The organism is Variovorax sp. VRV01 (assembly GCF_014852545.1).
Lineage (GTDB): Bacteria > Pseudomonadota > Gammaproteobacteria > Burkholderiales > Burkholderiaceae_C > Variovorax > Variovorax beijingensis_A.
Genome location: NZ_JACVBS010000016.1, coordinates 150646 through 169492 on the forward strand (window position 1 = coordinate 150646; position 18847 = coordinate 169492).

Sequence of the window (18847 nt, forward strand, 5' to 3'; positions counted from 1 at the left end):
CACGTTGAACCAACGATGAGTTCGTCTTCAGCATTTCTGGATGCCGATGGTGCGGTTCAGCAATGCCTCTTCGCCGCTCAGCACCGCCGCAGACCCGGAGTAGGCGGCCAGGCCCCGTTCCAGCACGATCATGTTGTTTGAAAACTCGAGAACGACATCCACATGCTGCTCCACGATGATGCACCCAACGCCGAGCTGATCACTCATCCGGACGATGGCATCCATCAACTCCTCGCGCACCATCGGCGCCAGGCCTTCCAGCGGTTCGTCGAGCAACAGGATGCGCGGCTGCCCGACGAGTGCTCGTGCGACCGACAGCATTTGCTGCTCGCCGCCCGATAGCTGCGTGCCTCCGTTGCGTCGGCGCTCTTTGAGCCGCGGGAACAGCGCATAGATCGGTGGCAGGGCAACGCTCGCCGAGCGTCCCTGCAGGCCCGCCAGCAGGTTCTCCTCCACTGTCAGTGAGGGGAAGATGTCGCGGCTCTGCGGTACGTAGCCGAGGCCTGCGCGCGAGCGTGCGTAGGTGCTCGCGTTGCTGATGTCGTCGCCGCCGAAGTGAATGCGCCCCTTCATCAGGTCGGCGAGGCCCATGGCCGTCGCGAGCGTCGTGGTCTTGCCGGCGCCGTTGCGCCCGATCAGGCCGAGGCGCTCGCCTTCGCGTACGCTGAAGCTGAGATGCTCGAGGACTGGCAGACCGCCATAGCCTGCGGTGACGTCGTCGAACCGGAGTTCAATGGTGGGCTTGGGCATGACCGTCTCGTCCGAAGTAGATTTGCTTGACCTGCTCGTTGGCAGCGACTTCCTGCGGCGTTCCCTCGACCATCACCGCACCGGCGACCAGGACGATGATGTGCGACGCGAACCGGAACACCAGGTCCATGTCGTGCTCGATCAGCAGGACGGACAGATCTTTCGGCAAGCTCCCGATGGCTTCCATGATCCGGCCGCCTTCTCCCTGCGGTACGCCTGCGCCCGGTTCATCGAGGAGCAGCACCTGGGGCTTCATCGCGAGTGCCAGGGCGATCTCCGCAAGCCGCTGCTCGCCCAGTGCCAGTTGTCCCACCACCCGGTTCGCATAGGGGTGCAGTCCCAGCATGCCGAGTGTCTCGTCGACATCTTCCTGCACGCGTGCGGAACGCGTCGGCGAGGGCCACCACTGCATGGAGGCCCGGTGTCGCTGCAACACCGCGACCCTGACGTTGTCCGCCACGGTGAGCTCCTTGAAGAGGCGGCTGATCTGGAACGTGCGAACGATGCCGCTGCGCACGCGCGCGTACTGCGGCAGCTGGACGATCGAGCGCCCGTCCAGCTGAATGTCACCCGACTGCGGGCGCAACGCGCCGCTCAGCAGGTTGACCAAAGTCGTCTTGCCAGCGCCGTTCGGACCGATCAATGCCGTGCGGGCTCCCTGGGGGAGGGACAGCGTGACGTTCTGCGTGACCGCCAGGCCGCCAAAGGAGTGACTCAGGTTATGAGTCTGGAGTCGGTGGGTCATCGTGCCACCCCACTGCGGCCAGGCCGCTTGGTGTACATCCCGGCACGGTCCACCAGCCCGATCAAGCCCTCAGGCAGGACGATGAGTACGACGATCAGCATCGACCCGATGAGGAACAACCAGTGATAGGGGTTCAAGGTCGATGCGATGTGATGGATGGTCATGTACGCGACCGTGCCGAGCACGGCGCCCGACAGACGGCGTGTTCCACCCAGAACGATCATGACCACGACGCCCGCCGATGTCGTGAAATCCAGCATGAAGAGGTTGGCAACTTTGCTGGTCTGTGCTGTCAATGCGCCAGCCAGCCCCGCCACGATGCCGCCGACGGTGTAAACGGCCAGCAAGTGCAAGTAGACGCGACCCCCCAGCGCCTGAACTCGTCCGGGATCCTGCCGGATGGCCCTGGCCGTGAGTCCGAATGGCGACTCCACGAGGTTCCTCAGCAGGAAGTACACGAGCACAAGTGCGCCCAAGGCATAGAAGTAGCCCGTGTGGCTCAGGAAGTTGAACTCCCAGAGGCCCAGCAGGGGGCCGATGTTGAAACCGGCAAGTCCGTCGTCGCCGCCCGTGAGCCACCTCGCCCAATTGGCCAGCTCAAGCAGCAGCTGGGCGACCGCGATGGTCAGCATGACCAGCGTGAGTTTGGTCGACCGCAGCATCACGGCGCCGCTCAGCAGCGCGATCACGCCGCCGCCCAGCCCGCCCAGCAGCAAGCCCACAATCGGATCTGCCGTCAGATACAGCGCCGTCCAGCCCGCGACGTAGGCACCGCTGCCGTACAACGCGGCCTGGCCCAAGGTTGCGATGCCGGCCTGTCCGAGCACGAGGCTCAGCGACAGCGCGAAGATGGACATGGTCGCCATGTTGGTGAGAAGACCGAGGTCCTGCGGGAACAGCACGAAGGCCAGCAGTCCCACCAGCAGCAGCACGAGCTCTCCGCGCAATTGCATCCACGGGCGGGCGCGAGACGGTGCGGCCACCGTCATGGGCGCACTGACCGTGTTCATGCGTGCCTCCCGAACAAACCTTGCGGTCGAACCAGCAGGACGATGATCATCGTCAGGAAGAACGCAGCCGATGCGAGCTGCGGAACCATGTATTTCATCGAAGTCTCCACAATGCCGAGCAGCAACGCTGCAAAGAATGAGCCAAACAGATTTCCGTTGCCTCCCACGGCGACGACGGCCAGGAGGATCACCAGGTATTTGGAGGCGTAGGTCGGCTCCATGGGCAGCAATTCCGCGCCTGCTATGCCTCCCAGTGCTGCGAGCGCTGCACCCATCACAAAAGTGGCGGCATAGATCTTCGTCGTATCGATGCCGATGGCCCGTGCGATGGGCGCGTTGTCGACCGCAGCGCGTACCCGGATGCCAAAGGACGATTTGTCCACCGCCAGCCAAAGAATGCAGACGACCACGAGCCCACAGGCCACAACGATGAGCCGATGCCGAGGGATGGACCGGAAGCCCAGATCGACCGTGCCGCTGAACAGCTCCGGCAGAGCCACCGATGTCACCGTCGAACCGAACAGCAGATTCACCGCGGCGGTTGCCACGAACATCAGCCCGATCGTCACCAGCATCTGATCGAGATCGTCGCGTCGATAGAAGCGCCGAAGCAGGATGCGCTCGAACAGCAGCGCAACCAGTCCGACCAGGACGATGGCCAGCACGAAGCCCAGCCAGATCGGAACGCCCAGGCGTTGCGGGATCGTGGCTGCAAAGAAGCCACCGAGCATCGCGAAGGCGCCATGGGCCAGATTCACCACCCGCATCAGGCCCATCGTCATCGACAGGCCCACTGTGATCATGAACAGGATCATCGCGTACGCGACCCCGTCAATCAGGATGCTGCTAAGAAGCGCGAGAGACATGCTTCAGACTCTGCGTCACTTGGATGCGTTCTGCGTGCGGCCGTAGTCGGGCTGCATCTCGAACGTCCGGAATTCCCGGTTGACGTAGCGTCCGGCCGGGTCCTTTTCGACCACGCGCATGTAGACGTTCTGCACGAACTCGCGCGAAGCCGGGTCGATCTTCACGGGGCCTCGCGGACTTTCCCAGGAATGACCCTTGGCGCTGGCAAGCGCCTTGGCGCCGTCCCGCTTCCCATCGGTTGCCTTGACCATGTGATAGATCACATGCAGACCGTCATACGCGTTCGCAAGCTGGACGGTCGGAATGGCCTTGGGGGCAACCTCGCCAAGGGCCTTGATGACAGCGTTGTTCAGCGCAGAGTTGTGCGTTGCCGAATAGAACATGCCCGTCTCGATGCCGAGAAGATCCGGGCCGATCGCTCGCAGCTGGTCCTCATCGGTCTCGGCAGTGCCGAGAAAGCGCACGCCGGCCGTCCTCAATCCAGCCTCGTTGTATGCCTTGACCATCGCGTAGGTCGCAGGACCGCCTGGGGCAAAGACGTAGAGGGCATCGGGCTTGAGCGCCTTCACGCGCTGCATCAGGGGACCAAAGTCGGTTGTCTTCAACGGCGCACGGATGGCCTCGAGCAGCTTGCCTCCGCCGCCGAGGAACGCCGTGGTGAAGGCCTTCTCGGCGTCGAGACCGGGACCAAAGTCGCTGACCAGCGTGACAACGTTCCTGACGTTCTTCTCCAGTGCGTACTTGGCCACAGGTACCGCCATTTGCGGCAAGGTGTATGAAGTGCGCAGCAGGAAGTCCGACTTGTCGAGAAGCGAGGACGTCGACGCGTTGAAGATCACGACCGGTACCTTGGCCTCCTGCGCGAGCGCAGCCACGGCCAAGGTGTCAGGAGTGAAATAGAGGCCGGCGATGTACTGGGCGCCTTCCTTGACAATCAGTTCCTGTGCCAGGGCCTTGGCTTGCGCGGGGTTGATCTCCGGAAGGTCGCGATAGATGACTTCGATCGTGTGTTTGCCCACGGTCGTGCCATTGAGCTTCTGGTATGCCCTGGTCGCACCCTCCCAGGTTTGCCCCACGGCTGAAAACGGTCCGGACATCGGAGCGATGACGCCAACCTTGATGACGTCGGCGCGCGCCTGAAAGGCAATCGTCGCGAGTGAAACCGCCAAGGCGGCAACGAATTTGAGGGTCATTCTTTTCTCCAAATGGTGGGGCATGTCTGGTGCCGTGAGCACCAGGGGTTCGAACGAGGTGACGGACCTTCGAACGGGTATCAGACCGAGGCGCCGTTTTCTGCCCTGGTGGTCGCTTCAAGGGCGACATCACGGGCCATCAAGGTCGCGTACTTCTGATTCATGTCGAACAGGTTGGCGTCGTGGGCCTGCAGCGACCGGTCCCCCACGCAGTCGGTCACGACGAGGGGGCGGAACCCGTGGCACATGGCGTCGACCACACTGGCGCGGACACAGCCGCTGGTCGTGCAGCCGGCAATCAGGAGGGTCCGTGTGCCCCGCAGGGACAACCAGGCGGCCAGCGAAGTCCCGAAGAAAGCCGAGGGACTGGTCTTGCGCAGCACCAACTCCCCGGCCACCGGCTGCAGTTGCGGCACGATCTGGCTTTCGCTCGCATCCTCGCGCAGGGCAAGGATGGGGGGAACCTTGAGCGCGAAGATGTTGGCATCGGCGCCATCGTCCTGGTACACGACCCGCGTGTGCACGACCGGCCATTGGCGCTGGCGCGCTTGGGCGAGAAGCCCGCGCGTGCATTCGATGGCCCCGGCGATGTTGCCGCCGCCAAACGTGAGCGGATCGGCGAAGCCATTGATGAAGTCGATGATCAACAGGCCGTAGGGCGCCACGGGCGCCACGGCATTGCCGAATCCTTGCTTCTGGTAGATGTCTTGATCGAAGCTCATTGGAAAGCCCCGTCGATCACCTTGCCGTCGCGAACCACGACGATGCCATCGAGTGCCACCGTGCAATTGCGCAGCGGAATGTCGAGGTGACAAGGCGTGGTGCGCGAGCCGCCGGCCTCGTTGTTCGGGCCCAGAGAGAACAGGAAATTGCCTTCGAACGAGCGCGCGTCCTGGCCGGTCGTCGCCTCGCGGTCCATCAGCGACAGTGTGTGCCAGTAGCATCGTGGCTGCATCCCCCAGCCGATGTGCGCGATGGCGTAGGCCTCGGGGTCTTTGTAGGCTTCCATGAATTCGCGCAGCAGGGCGGCATCGACGTCACCTTCGATGCTGCGCACGAAACCGCCGCTCAGATTCATCGTGATCTTGTCCGAGACGTAGTTCTTCTGCGGCAGCAGGATGTCGCCGCGATCGATCACGATCGTGCCGTCGCTGCCGCCTTCGTTGGCGAAGGTAAAGAGGAAGCCGCTCGGCCAGTGGTCCCAGCGCCCGGGTTCCTCACAGAATCCGTACTCGCTGATGACCGGAAATTCGCCAAGCTGGAACGTCACGTCCGTGCCGGCCGGCGACGTCACGTGCATCCTTTTTGCCTTCTTGAGCAGCTTCGATGCGTCCAGCACGCGTTTGCGATCGGCTTCGGTGGGCACCGCCCGCACCAGGACCTCCGGCGGCTCCACGGCCAGCAGGATCTTCGTTCCCGACTCCAGGATCTCCATCTGTTCGGGCGAGAACAGCAGCAGCATCAAGTCCAGGACGAGGTCACTGTTCTTCATCGCCGCGAGCGCGGCCGGGTTGTTGGTCAGGGGCGTTGCGCCCAGGTAGCTCATCAGGTCGCGGCTGGTGGCCTTCTCCGCGTTGATGGGTTGCAGCTCGATCCTGGTCACGATCGCGCCCGCGGCCTGCGCTGCAATTGTTGCTGTCTGGAGCGTCTGCGGGTGCGTGTGGGGGCCGCACAGAATGGAGACCGTCTGTCCGCGCTCCACTTTGCTGAGCTTCAGGACCTCGTCCCAGGCCTTGATCATCTGATAATCGCTGACTGCCATGTTTCGTCCTTTGGAGTGAAGTGTCAGAACTGCAGCAGCGCCAGGTCTTCCGGGCTGCCTAGCTTGAAGAGCCGGCGCGCATTGCCATGGCACACCTGTGCCCGTGTCTTGTCGTCGAGGGGTGCGTCTTCGATGAAGGTGCAGGCCTCGGCGGTTGACTCGTAGGGGTAATCCACCGAGAAGAGCACGGCCTGTGCCCCGAGCTCGCCAATGGCGCCCAACAGGGCCGGTGCAGAGCACACACCTGACGTGGTGATCAGGATGTTGCTACCGATGTACTCGCTGGGTTTGCGCGCCAACTTGATGCCGGATGGATACGCGGCGAAGCGGCTGTCCATGCGCCAGCGCTGGTACGGCAGGGCCTCCCCCATGTGGCCCAACACCAGGGTCAGGCGCGGGAATCGGTCGAACACCCCGCCGAACAGCAGGCGCAACGCATGGCCCGCTGTCTCCACGCCCCATCCCCATGCAGCGCCCTGGAGCACCGGCATGCCTTCCAGCAGAGCCGGTGCCTGGCTGAATGCGTTGGGATGCAGATAGATGGGCACCCCAAGCGCCTGCGCGCGCTCCCAGAACACGTCGAACGCGCCACCTTCGTAGTAGCGGCCCAGGGTATGGCCGTTGATCATCGCGCCTTTGAAGCCATATTCGACGACCGTGCGTTCCAGCTCCTTTGCTGCGGCGCTCGGATCCTGCATGGCCACGTGGGCAAAGGCGCCGAAACGTCGCGGATGACGCGACACGCGCTCGACAAGGAACTCGTTGTTCTCGCGCGCTCGGCGCACGGCGGTGTCACGATCGGCCTCGGCCTGTACACCAGGCATCGTTTGCGACAGCACGACGTACTCGATGTTCCCTGCGTCCATCTCCGCAAGGCGCTGATCATCGAAGTCGGTCAGCCTGGCATCGAGCTTGGCGACGAATTCGGCGGGAAGCGCTCGCGTGTACGGGGCTGAGTACGCGTCGAAGCCGGGGGCCGAGAAGTGCTCTTCCAGTGCGATTTTTGGGGTTTGATTCATAGTCTTCCTAGGTGGCCTCAGACCGGGTACGCCAAGGCGGTGTCGAGAATTTCCGTGTCGTGGACCACTTCGCGGCTGGCAAGAAGCAGCCGGTCGCCTTCGCGCACGAAGCGGTCGTGATAGACCCCGGCGAGATGCACCGTGGATGGGCCCTCCACCAGGGTCTGCATCAGGATGAATGGCGTCTGAGAACTGATCGCGTTCCCCGTCTCTTGCAGTACGCGCGCAATCCCGAGTACATGCAGCATGTGTCGCGGCGCGAACATCTGCGAGTGCGCAACGGCAAGGGCGCGGTCAATGATCATGTCCAGACCCTCGCAGTAGATGAGTCCCACGGGCATGTTCAGAAGCGCGTTCTGGCGCGATGTCACGCGGTACGTCGCTTCCTCGCTGAAGAAGTCCGGCCAGCGTTCGACGTCGTTCGCATCCAGAGCAGCGCAGTACTCGACGTGAAACGACTCGATCTCGGCGCGCAACTCGGCTGCGCGTCGGGGCGAGATGGTGGCCTTGGCATAGGCGAGCCGCTCCTTCATGCTGCTTTCTCCGCGACACGGATGTCCATCACGTCCCGGTAGTACTGGTAGAGGGAGCGGATGCAGGACTCGGAGATGAGATTGCGTGCCGTGCCCTGGTGGCCGGCATCGAGCTTGACGACGTTGTTGTCCGTGGACGAGTTGCGCAGGCCTTCCTGCACGAACTTCAATGCCTCGTTGTCCTCAAGGCCCAGGAAGCCGGCCGGGCCCATCAGGTTGCCCTGACGAAGGCGGTGCCGTGTCATCTCCGGCGTGTCGTCCTCATATCCGAACATCGTCCATTGCATCACCATGCTGTTCGGACCGTTCGGGATGATCTGGCGCACACCCATCGTGTTCATCTGGCGCTGAACGATGAGGTTCGGCCACATGGTCATCATGTTGGCGGACCAGGGCGACTTGAACTCCCGTACGTAGTCCAGGAACCGTTCGTCTCGCAACCGGAGGGTGTCGCTGAACGATCGCATCTGCGCCTTGTCGTCGTCGGCAACAGTGGCATAGATCTCGTCCGGCTTGGCCGACGCCATGAAGCCATGGCGGCCATGCGCCTTGTCTGCAAACACGATCGACTTGATGCCGGGAACCAACAGGCCAAACACCACGAGAAACGAATGCAGCAGCGTCGCGTGGTACGGGTCCTTGAGGTTCTCGTGGTACATCTTCCAGTTGCAGGGAAGCTCGTTGCGGCAGTAGCCCAGGATCTTGAGTTTCTTGCCCGAGAAGGGCACGTCGAACTCCTCGACGATCTCCTCGGTCATGTACTCTTCCAGGGGAGGCGTCTTGTCGGAGTAGGTGGCGAAGATCACGCCGTTGCGCGTGGCCACGCGCAACTGGCGGGTGCCGTGGTCGGCGTTCTTGAAGTCCGCCGGCATGCCGCCGACCTTGTTGATGCCGCGCTTGAACGGAACGCCCTGCAGGTTTCCCTTGAGGTCGTACGACCACTGGTGGTAGGGGCAGACGAACTCCTTCGTATTTCCCTGGCTGGAGCGACAGAACTCCGCGCCGCGATGGGCACAGCGGTTCTCGAAGACGGAGATCGTGTTGTCCTCCGCGCGAACGATCACGACGGCCGTGGCGCCGACGTAACCGCGCTTGTAGTCGCCTGGGTTGGGAATCTCCGCTTCCAGAGCGACAAAGTTCCAGGTGTCCCCCCGAAAGATGCGCTCGATCTCCTGGTCATAGTTCGCCTGGCTGGTGTAGACCCAGTCCGGGATGTTGTTCATGGCGTCCGCTGGCCAGACGCACTGTTCCAAGGGCGGATTCTTTCGGGCATTCGTGATGCCGATGACCGCCTGCGATTGATACATGAAAGCTCCTTAGCTTTGAGAGAGGTGGTTTAAGCGGTGAGCGCGTCATCGGCTTGCATCTGCTTGGCCCATGCGCGCAGGTTGGTGGCGTCCAGTTGAAAGTCCTGCAACTGCACGGGCCGCCCACGTTCGAAGAGAGGGCGAACGGCTCGCAGATCGGCGCCTGCATTGATGGCGACGCCGTGCAATGGGACAGAACCCCGATGGCCGATCCACAGCGCCTTGTCATTGGCCGGGTCGCCGCGGCGCACATATTCGAGATCGCTGGCCGGCAGGCCCAGCATCTGGATGTTGTGTTTTCCCTGGTCGGTCCAGAACCATGGCACCACAGGTGCAGGAAGAGGCAGGCCCAGCATGGCAGCAGCGGCAGTGCGCCCCTGCTCGTTCGCGTTCTGCCAGGATTCGAGGCGCGTTGGCGCCGCCTGCCCGGGACGACGCTGGCTGGTGCAGTCGCCACATGCAAACACGTGTGCGTTGCTGGTGCGACAGGACGCGTCGACCAGAATGCCGCCACCTGCCGCGATCTCGAGTCCCGCATCGCGCGCCAGCGCGTCGTTCGGAGACAGGCCGATGGCGATGATCACCTCATCCACTTCAAGATCGCCGGTGCTGGTGCTCAGGCGCAACCGGCCGACTGGCAGTGAATGGACGCCGCTGCAGGAAGCGCCGAGCAGGAGCCTTGCGCCTGCTGCCCGTATTCGCGATTCAAGCCATGCCGACGCCTCCGGCGGCACAAAGCGATCGAGCACGGATGTGGCGCGTTCGAGTACCGTCACCGAAGCGCCTGCGAACAGCGCCGAGTTTGCGATTTCGAGTCCGAGGAATCCACCGCCCAGAATCGCGACTTGCGGCGTTCCTTGAAGGGCGGCTCGCAGCCTGCGCGCGTCATCCAGGGTGCGGATGTAGTGCACACCCGGGCGGCCGGCTGGGACGGATGCGAGCGTGACGGCCTCACCGCCGGTGGCGAGCAGGCAGATCTCGTACTCGAGCACTTGCCCGTCTGCAAGGCGAACATGCTGCTGCACAAGGTCCAGTGCAACCGCGTCGCTGCCGCTGAGCAGGTCGATCTTACTGCGCGTCCAGGATTCGTCCGTGAGGACGTCGAGCCGGGGGGCGTCGGGAGCCACCAAGACGGCCTTGGACAAAGGCGGGCGCTCATACGGTCTGTGGCGCTCCCGACCCAGCATCGTGATGCGCCCGCTGTAGCCATGCTCGCGCAGGGCGTGTGCCGCGACGGCCGCCGACTGACCCGCACCGACGATGACGATGCCGCGTGCGGTCATTTGCCGGCAGGCGACAACACGTAGATGTGATCGCCCTCCCGCTTCACGGCATGGGTGCGCAGGTCCGCGGTGGCCGGCGCACACATCGCTTTGCCGGTGCGAATGTCGAAGCGGCCTTGGTGCAAGGGGCATTCGACACAGCCGTCTTCCACATAGCCCTCCGACAGCAGAGCCGTGGCATGGGTGCACATGCTGTCTGTTGCAAAAAACTCGTCGTCGATCCGGTACAGCGCAACACCGTAGCCAGCGACATTGACTGTCTTCGCTTCATCGTTGCTCAGCTCTTGCGCCGAGGCGACCTTGATCCAATCCATGGCTCCATCCAGTCGTTGAAAGATCCGAAATAAATACTCAGTGAACTGTCATATTAAGCGCATCGAATCGTCTTTTCAAGTGCGGGTTTGTACTTGTTGGCGCTGCACCAGAGTGGATAGAAAAGCGCCTGGATGATGGGCAAAAAGAGTGCATTTACGCTCTGGAATAGCACCACGTCGGTGAGTCCGGCGTGTCAGGGTTTTCATCAAGAAATGCTGTCTTCACACGCGGCATTAGCGCATCTATACTTCTGCACGTGTACTGACATAAAATAGATGTGAGACATTGGATCACGGTCCGGAAGCCGCGATGCAGCATGGCGGGGTCCGGCACGTGAGCGTCTTCTTGATGTGAGCCGATCGTGTGGAGAAGCGCGCGCCGATGTCGCGTGGAAAGTTCCTGCTCATGGCCGCCATTCAAGCGGGTGTGGTCCAGTGCTTTCGAAGTCGCGCGCAGATCGGGGTGCGCCGTGGTCGAGGTCACGGCTTCACTCGGGGGCTTTCGATGGAGTCGGCGATGCGGCGGCGAACGCCAGGTACGCGGCACGAAGCACGAAGTGCCGTCACGGGCCAGTTTCGGACGGGTCATCTGTGCGCATGAATGAGCAGCGGCTGGGATCGCTGGGACAGTGCCGCCGTGCCGCACATCCTGTGCGGCACGCCCGGGCAAATTAGTCAAGGAAAAGGAAACGCATGAACCAAGCAGACATTCCGGCGAGAGTGCTCAAGCGCGAGGGCATCGGAGCGCGGGTGCCTCGCAAGGAGGATGCGCGCCATATGGTGGGCAAAGGCAACTTCGTGGGCGACTTCGTGCTGCCGGGTCTGCAGGAGGTCGCGTTCCTGCGCAGTCCTCTGGCGCACGCCACCATCACGGGGGTCGAAATTCCGGAGGAGCTTGCGGGGAAGGTGTTCTTGCGCGAGATGATGCCGGATGCTGCGGACATCGGTTCGCCTTCTTCGCTGCCCACATACCAGTACTCAGCCTTGCCGCCGCTGGCTTCGGGCAAGGTCCGGCATGTGGGAGAGGCGGTCGCCATGGCTGTTGCGCCCACGCGTGCAGTGGCGGAAGACCTGCTCGAGGAGGTGCAGGTTTCCTATGACGAGCTTCCCGTCTACCACGGCGCCGAGTCTTCTCTTGCGGCGACGGGAGACTTCCTTCATCCTGGGTGGAAAGACAATGTCTTTCTCACGCTGCGGGCCAATCGCGACTTCGATGAACTTGCCGCGAAGGCGGAGGTGAAGGTCAGCCGCACCGTCGAACTCTCGCGTCAGTGCATCGTGCCGCTGGAGGGTAAGTCGGTGCTGGCCTACTGGGACTTCCAGGCCGATCAACTCGTGGTCGTGAGCGCGACGCAAGTCCCGCACCTGCTGCGCGTCGGTATCGCCCAGCACCTCTCGATGAACGAGGAAGCGGTGCGCGTGGTGTCGCCCGACGTGGGAGGCGCCTTTGGCTACAAGGGGCAGTTGTACCCCGAGGATCTGTGCATTGCCTGGCTGGCCAAGACATACCGAACGCCGTTCCGCTACCTTGAGGATCGGCGCGAGCATCTGATCGTCGGTGCCAACACGCGGCAGCATCACTACCAGCTCACTGCCTATGCGGACCGCACTGGAAAGCTCCTCGCTTTGGACGCTGTCATCACCATCGACGGCGGCGCCTATTCCTACTATCCCTTCTTCGTCGGTCTGGAACCTGGCCAGGCGATCGGCAACCTGCCGGGCCCCTACACCTTCCGCGGCTATCGCTGCGAGACCCTGTGTGTCGCGACCAACAAGCCGGGTTTCATGGCCTACCGCGGCGTAGCGCGCACCGGCGTGTGCTTCGCGATCGAGCTCCTCATGGACGCCGTGGCGCGTGAAGTGGGGCGAGAGCCATGGGAGGTCCGCATGGACAACCTGGTCCCGGCCGCTGCCATGCCCTACGTCAACGTGGCCAACAAGCACTTTGACAGCGGCGACTTTCCCGCGAGCCTGCGCCGCGCCGTGGAGATGATCGGACTCGCTGCAGTCCGTGAGCGGCAAGCCCGGGGAGAGCCGGATGGGCGCCGGATCGGGTTCGGGACGGCAACCTACACGGAGCAGTCTGCCCACGGCACGACCGTTTTCGCCAACTGGGGGTTGCCGGTGGTGCCTGGCTTTGATCAGGCGGTTGTCAGGATGACCGCGGATGGCGGACTGGAAGTGCGCGTCGGCGTGCACTCGCATGGCCAAGGCATGGAGACCAGCTTTGCGCAGATCGCCAATGATGTACTTGGCATTCCTGTTGCCCGGATCCGGGTGGTGCATGGCGACACTGCGCTCACGCCCTTCTCCTCGGGGACCTACGCCTCTCGGGCCACCGTCATGTCAGGAGGCGCCATCTCGACCGCGTGCAAGGAACTGTTGCCTCGCATTCAGTCGATCGCCGGCTATCTCATGGGCGTGGACCCGCAGACCGTCGCATTGGTCGAGGGGTTTGCTGTCGCCGGGGAAAAGTCGATTCCGCTGTCCGAAGTGGGCGGTGCGTGGTATCTCACGCCGCAGGACCTGCCTGAGAACGTTCATCTCGGTGGACTGGAGGTCTCGCGTGCGTACAAGCCCAGAGTCGACACAGGTACCTTTACGTATGCCACCCATGCGGTCGTTGTCGCTGTCGACACGCAGACGGGCGAGGTCGAGATCCTCGACTACGTCGTCGTCGAGGATTGCGGCACCATGGTCAATCCGATGATCGTGGAGGGCCAGACCATCGGGGGCATCGCGCAGGGCATCGGCACCGCGATGTATGAAGAAAGCCCATACGACGATCAAGGCCAGCCCCTGGCTTCCACTCTGGCCGACTACATCTTGCCTGGCGCCACGGAAGTGCCGCGCATCCGTATCGAGCATTTCGAGACACCTTCGCCTCACACCGAGTTCGGTGCCAAGGGCGTGGGGGAGGGGGGCGCAATCGCGCCGCCGGCGGTGATCTTCAACGCCGTGAACGACGCGTTGCGAGGCACGGGTGCCGCCGAGGTACTGATGACGCCCCTGACGCCGCGTCGCTTGCTCAAGGCCCTCGAAAGCGCGAAGCCGGAACAGGAGCTCGTCAAATGAAGGCGCCGAAATTTGCATACACCCGGGTCTTCGACGTGGATGAGGCGATCGAGGTGCTGGCCAAGGGCGGCGGCACGGCAAAGGCGATGAGCGGAAGCCAGTCCTTCGGTCCCATGCTCAACTTGAGACTGGCGCGACCGGCTCAAGTGGTCGACGTGGCCAATATCCCAACGCTGCGCGCTGTCAGTCGCAAGGGCGAGTGGGTCGAGATCGGCGCAGCCGTCACGCATGCCGAGATCGAGGATGGTGTGTACCCGCCGCTGGCGGCGCATCCCATGCGTCAGGTCGCAGGCGGGATCGCCTACCGCGCGATCCGTAGCCGCGGCACCGTCGGAGGTAGCTTGGCGCATGCAGATCCAGCAGCGGATTGGGTTGTGACGCTCGCTGCACTCTGTGCGCGCATTGTGATCAGGTCGCCGCGCGGCGAACGCACGATCGAGGCGGACGGCCTCATGCTCGGCGCTTATACAACGGTGCTCGAGGCTGACGAGTTGATCCTTGCCATTCATGTGCCATCCGAGACGCCGACCACGCGCTGGGGGTATCACAAGGTCTGCCGCAAGCCTGGCGAATTTGCCGAGGCCAGTGCGGCGGTCTATTTCGATGTCTCGCGCAAGCGAGCACGCGTCGTTCTGGGGGCCGCAGACGGGCCACCGATCCTGCTGAATGACTTCGCGGCGGAAATTGCCAGCAGGGGTGCGCAGGCTGCGGGGCGTGAAAAGGTAAGCGCGGCCGTCGGCGCCGCTCTCCCTGATCGCGACGCCATCGACCGGAAGCTCTTCACGGCCTGCGTCGAGCGCGCACTCGAGCAGTCCGGTGTTTTTTCCAATCTCAAGCAAGCGGAGTAAGAAGACTTGGACCCCATCTCTATTCAGGTCAATGGCCGCGGCTACAGCCGGCACGCCGAGCCGCGGATGCATCTTGGCGACTTCCTGCGGGACGAGCTGCGCCTGACAGGAACCCACCTTGGCTGCGAGCATGGCGTCTGCGGCGCATGCACGGTGCTCGTCAACGGGCAACCGACGCGCTCGTGCATCACTTTCGCCGTCGCATGTGAGGGCCAGGAGGTCACCACCATCGAGGGTTACGACGATGATGCAGTGATGCAAAGGCTGCGCCCGGCGTTCACGCGTCATCACGCATTGCAGTGTGGGTTCTGTACACCCGGAATGCTCGCCACGGCGCGCGACATCGTGCTTCGTCTGCCCCACGCCGACGAGGCGCGCGTGCGCCTCGAGCTGTCCGGGAACCTGTGCCGTTGCACCGGATACCAGGGTATCGTGGACGCGATCCTGGATGTGCTGCAACAGCAGCGTGACACCCCCGACGCGCAAGTCGAAAACCTGCGGCAGACACTGAGCTTGCCGCGAACCATGGCACTGGGCCCGGTCACTGCACCGAGCCAGGCGCAGCCGCCCGCGCGTTCGCCCGGCAAGCCGCCCACGGCGGATCCGGTGACTGCCGCGGAAATGGCGGAGGTCGATCCCGTCGCGATGGCCAAGGCCAAGGCCAAGGGCAACGCGATCGAAGTGCATTTCGATGTGCCTTATCCGGCGGATCAGGTGTGGAAGTTCATGGGCGACCTGCCTGCGGTTGCCTCCTGCTTGCCCGGTGCGACCATCGACTCGCACGAGGGAGAGAGGGTCAAGGGCACCATCGCGATCAAGTTCGGCCCGATGTCGGCGGCATTCGCCGGTGCAGCGCGGCTGGAGCGCGACGATGTTGCCAAGCGCGCGGTCCTGCGCGGTGCCGGCCAGGACAGCCTGAGCAAGTCGCGCACCCAGGGAGACATCACCTATCGCCTGGAAGAACTGACTGCCGGCAGCACGCGTGTCCACGTGGACATGATCTATGCCCTCCAGGGTCCACTCGCTCAATTCTCGCGCTCCGGACTCGTGAAGGATTTCGTGCGCCGCATGGTCGCGGACTTTGGAAAACAGATCACGCGAAGGCTGGGCGGTCAAACGGTTGCGTCCAATGAACCACAACCCACGGTTTCCGTCGCCGGGATGATGTGGAGCGTGCTCTGGAATCGCATCCGTGGCTGGTTTGGAAAGCCGCCGCAGCTCTGACATGGCTCGCTGCAGGAGAGGCAAGCGGCCCAGGCGAGCGTTTCGATGGTTCTTTCAACGTCGGTTTGAGCGTGATGCTCGCGTCACAGAGTTGGCCGCATGAATATTTTCGGAGTCTGAATGAGTTCCTTCCTTCTTGGCTATCACATCCGTGCAAACGGGGTGCGGCTGCACCTCTTGCGCTATGGAGGACAGGGTCCTCGACTGCTCCTGTTGCCCGGAATTTCGAGTCCTGCAATTACCTGGGGCTTCGTCGCCGAACGATTGGCTCGGCACTTCGACGTCCATGTCCTTGACTTCCGGGGGCGTGGTCTGTCCTTCAGCGCGCCGGGGATGGTCGCGACCCTTGATGCCATGGCGGCCGATGTGCTGGATCTGCTGAATGTCCTGGGGTGGTCATCCGTGACGGTGCTGGGTCACTCAATGGGCGCCCGCGTGGCGATTCGCGCCGCGGCGCTCGATCCGGGACGCATGGCCAGGCTGCTGCTTGTCGATCCGCCAATGTCCGGCCCGGGCCGCCGACCTTATCCAGTCCCTCTGGCTTGGTATGTCGAGTCGATCCAAATGGCTGTCAATGGCATCACGGCCGAAGAGCTTCGCCCCTATGCGCCCACGTGGACAGATGAACAATTGCGGCTGAGGGCCGAATGGCTCCATACGTGCGACCAGGATGCTGTTGTCCAGGCGCATGCTGGCTTCCATGAGGACGACATCCACGCCGATCTACCCAAACTGCGGACGCCTGGACTTCTGATGGCCGCGGGCCGAGGAGGGGTGATGCTGCCGGAAGACCTTGCCGAGATCGAGGCTCTCTCGCCTGGATTGTCGCAATGCACGGCCTTGAACGCCGGGCACATGATCCCGTGGGATGACGAGGAAGATTTTTATCGCTTGCTTGGTGATTACCTGAAGGTCGACCTGCGCTAGCGCAACCTGAAGCGCAGTTGGGTTTCCATTCACACTCAAGGGAGTCGATAAACTCGTCGGCTGACACCCTCAGCGATCTCGAGATGATGACAAAGCGTTCTCCCGCCCAGAAAAAGACGGTCGGCTCAGCCGATGTGGCAAAGCACCCGGTCCCAGAGCCTTTCAATCCACTGCGCCAGGTCATGTGGCGTCGCCCGGGTTTCCTCATTCGCAGGCTGACCCAGATCGGACAGGCGATCTTTTTCGATCTATGCAAGTCCGAAAGCATCACTCCGCTTCAGATCGGCATGCTGACGGCGCTTTCGATGAACCCCTGGCTGGATCAGAAAGCGATCGGGCGAGAGCTTTCGCTGGACCGGACAACGACGGCGGAAGTGCTCAAACGTCTCGGTGACAAGGGGTTGGTCGAAACCCGCGTCAACCCGGACGATCGTCGATCAAGGCTTTCGGTGATCACCACGGATGGGCTCAAACTGATCAACGACTTGCAAGAAAGCATTCACCGCTCTCAAGAACTGCTGATCGAACCGCTGTCGCCAGAAGATCGCGTTGTCTTCATGAGGTTGCTTGCGCAGCTCGTCGATGCGCATGAAAAGAAGGAAAAGGGAATTTGAGTCGTCTGATGGAGTTTTCGTCTTTCGGCGACTGATGAATATGGGCCCACTGCTTTCTTTCGGCGTCCGTATCGCTTGCCCGCACGTGAGTTGTGTCAATTAAGTAATTTGGGACTGCTCTGGAAGCAGGATGGAGATGAGCTACACCGCCCCCCTCAAGGACATGCTGTTCGACATCGAGCACCTGGCCAACATCGGCGAGATCGCCAGGCTGCCGGGCTTCGAGGACGCCGGCCTCGAAACCGCACAGGCCGTGCTCGAGGAATGCGCGCGCTTCAACCAGGACGTGGTGGCGCCGCTGAACATCGAGGGCGACCGCAACCCCTCGTCCTTCAAGGACGGCCAGGTCACGACCACGCCGGGCTTCAAGGAAGCCTTCGCGCAGTACGTGTCGGGTGGCTGGCAAGGCCTTCAGCATCCGGCGGATTTCGGCGGCCAGGGCCTGCCCAAGACCATCGGCGCGGCCTGCGGCGAGATGCTCAATTCGGCCAACATGAGCTTCGCGCTGTGCCCGCTTTTGAGCGACGGCGCCATCGAGGCGCTGCTCACGGCCGGCTCCGACGAACTCAAGGCGGTGTACCTGGAGAAGCTGGTGAGCGGGCAGTGGACCGGCACCATGAACCTCACCGAGCCGCAGGCCGGCAGCGACCTGGCGCTGGTGCGCAGCCGCGCCGAACCGCAGCCCGACGGCACCTACAAGGTCTTCGGCACCAAGATCTTCATCACCTACGGTGAGCACGACATGGCCGAGAACATCGTGCACCTGGTGCTCGCACGCGTCACCGGCGCGCCCGAAGGCGTGAAGGGCATCAGCCTGTTCGTGGTGCCGAAGTTCCTCGTGAACAAGGACGGTCGCTTAAGCGAGCGCAACGACGTGCACTGCGTGAGCATCGAGCACAAGATGGGCATCAAGGCCTCGCCGACCGCCGTGCTGCAGTATGGCGACCACGGCGGTGCCGTCGGTTATCTTGTGGGCCAGGAGAACCGCGGCCTCGAGTACATGTTCATCATGATGAACTCGGCCCGCTACGCCGTGGGCATGCAGGGCATCGCGATTGCCGAACGCGCCTACCAGCACGCCGTGGCCTACGCGAAAGACCGCGTGCAGAGCCGCCCCGTCGACGGGTCGATGAACGCGAGCGCGCCCATCATCCACCACCCCGACGTCAAGCGCATGCTGATGACCATGCGCGCCTACACCGAAGGCTGCCGCGCCATGGCCTCGGTGGCCGCCGCCGCCTACGACGCCGCGCACCACCATCCCGATGCCGAGGCGCGCAAGCAGAACCAGGCCTTCTACGAATTCATGGTGCCGCTGGTCAAGGGCTACAGCACCGAGATGAGCCTCGAAGTGACCTCGCTCGGCGTGCAGGTGC

18 protein-coding genes are annotated in these 18847 nt (G+C 63.0%); 6 read left to right on the plus strand and 12 right to left on the minus strand.

Going from position 1 to position 18847, the window contains the following annotated elements; all coding sequences use genetic code 11:
* Positions 1–27 precede the first annotated feature (27 nt).
* The 12 genes from IB278_RS25215 to IB278_RS25270 form a co-directional block, all read right to left on the minus strand.
* Complete coding sequence (locus IB278_RS25215) at positions 28–750, minus strand: ABC transporter ATP-binding protein (protein WP_145746287.1); 723 nt, start codon at positions 748–750, stop codon at positions 28–30.
* Positions 731–1495, minus strand: a complete 765-nt coding sequence (locus IB278_RS25220; protein WP_145746286.1) for an ABC transporter ATP-binding protein — start codon at positions 1493–1495, stop codon at positions 731–733. Before IB278_RS25220 ends, IB278_RS25215 begins: the two co-directional genes overlap by 20 nt.
* A complete protein-coding gene (locus IB278_RS25225) occupies positions 1492–2505 on the minus strand; it encodes a branched-chain amino acid ABC transporter permease (RefSeq protein ID WP_192326289.1) in 1014 nt (337 codons plus the stop codon). The genes IB278_RS25220 and IB278_RS25225 overlap by 4 nt, the downstream gene beginning before the upstream one ends.
* Positions 2502–3371: a branched-chain amino acid ABC transporter permease gene (locus IB278_RS25230; protein WP_145746284.1), complete on the minus strand. Its 870-nt coding sequence runs from the start codon at positions 3369–3371 to the stop codon at positions 2502–2504. The genes IB278_RS25225 and IB278_RS25230 overlap by 4 nt, the downstream gene beginning before the upstream one ends.
* A gap of 15 nt (positions 3372–3386) precedes the next feature.
* Positions 3387–4565: an ABC transporter substrate-binding protein gene (locus tag IB278_RS25235; RefSeq protein ID WP_192326291.1), complete on the minus strand. Its 1179-nt coding sequence runs from the start codon at positions 4563–4565 to the stop codon at positions 3387–3389.
* 80 nt (positions 4566–4645) lie between these two features.
* Positions 4646–5287: an isochorismatase family protein gene (locus tag IB278_RS25240; RefSeq protein WP_145746282.1), complete on the minus strand. Its 642-nt coding sequence runs from the start codon at positions 5285–5287 to the stop codon at positions 4646–4648.
* A complete protein-coding gene (locus IB278_RS25245) occupies positions 5284–6327 on the minus strand; it encodes a 2,5-dihydroxypyridine 5,6-dioxygenase (RefSeq protein ID WP_145746281.1) in 1044 nt (347 codons plus the stop codon). The genes IB278_RS25240 and IB278_RS25245 overlap by 4 nt, the downstream gene beginning before the upstream one ends.
* Before the next feature lie 23 nt (positions 6328–6350).
* Complete coding sequence (locus IB278_RS25250; protein ID WP_192326293.1) at positions 6351–7346, minus strand: amidohydrolase family protein; 996 nt, start codon at positions 7344–7346, stop codon at positions 6351–6353.
* Positions 7347–7363: 17 nt separating this feature from the next.
* On the minus strand, positions 7364–7879 hold the full coding sequence (locus IB278_RS25255; protein WP_145746279.1) for an aromatic-ring-hydroxylating dioxygenase subunit beta: 516 nt from the start codon (positions 7877–7879) through the stop codon (positions 7364–7366).
* Positions 7876–9186, minus strand: coding sequence for an aromatic ring-hydroxylating oxygenase subunit alpha (locus tag IB278_RS25260; protein ID WP_145746278.1), 1311 nt, complete (start codon positions 9184–9186; stop codon positions 7876–7878). Before IB278_RS25260 ends, IB278_RS25255 begins: the two co-directional genes overlap by 4 nt.
* A 29-nt stretch (positions 9187–9215) precedes the next feature.
* Positions 9216–10469 (minus strand): NAD(P)/FAD-dependent oxidoreductase, encoded by a 1254-nt coding sequence (locus IB278_RS25265; protein WP_145746277.1) that lies wholly within the window; start codon positions 10467–10469, stop codon positions 9216–9218.
* Positions 10466–10783 (minus strand): non-heme iron oxygenase ferredoxin subunit, encoded by a 318-nt coding sequence (locus IB278_RS25270; RefSeq protein WP_145746276.1) that lies wholly within the window; start codon positions 10781–10783, stop codon positions 10466–10468. The genes IB278_RS25265 and IB278_RS25270 overlap by 4 nt, the downstream gene beginning before the upstream one ends.
* Before the next feature lie 693 nt (positions 10784–11476).
* On the opposite strand from IB278_RS25270, the gene IB278_RS25275 reads away from it, so the two are divergent.
* From IB278_RS25275 to IB278_RS25300, 6 genes are all read left to right on the plus strand, one after another.
* Positions 11477–13858, plus strand: a complete 2382-nt coding sequence (locus IB278_RS25275) for a xanthine dehydrogenase family protein molybdopterin-binding subunit (protein ID WP_145746274.1) — start codon at positions 11477–11479, stop codon at positions 13856–13858.
* On the plus strand, positions 13855–14706 hold the full coding sequence (locus IB278_RS25280; RefSeq protein WP_145746273.1) for an FAD binding domain-containing protein: 852 nt from the start codon (positions 13855–13857) through the stop codon (positions 14704–14706). Before IB278_RS25275 ends, IB278_RS25280 begins: the two co-directional genes overlap by 4 nt.
* Before the next feature lie 6 nt (positions 14707–14712).
* Positions 14713–15930: a xanthine dehydrogenase family Fe-S subunit gene (locus tag IB278_RS25285; protein ID WP_145746272.1), complete on the plus strand. Its 1218-nt coding sequence runs from the start codon at positions 14713–14715 to the stop codon at positions 15928–15930.
* A gap of 120 nt (positions 15931–16050) precedes the next feature.
* A complete protein-coding gene (locus IB278_RS25290) occupies positions 16051–16857 on the plus strand; it encodes an alpha/beta fold hydrolase (RefSeq protein ID WP_192326295.1) in 807 nt (268 codons plus the stop codon).
* 83 nt (positions 16858–16940) lie between these two features.
* Positions 16941–17471, plus strand: coding sequence for a MarR family winged helix-turn-helix transcriptional regulator (locus IB278_RS25295; protein WP_145746270.1), 531 nt, complete (start codon positions 16941–16943; stop codon positions 17469–17471).
* A 136-nt stretch (positions 17472–17607) separates the two neighbouring features.
* A partial coding sequence (locus IB278_RS25300) for an acyl-CoA dehydrogenase family protein (RefSeq protein WP_192326297.1) occupies positions 17608–18847 on the plus strand: 1240 nt, incomplete at its 3' end.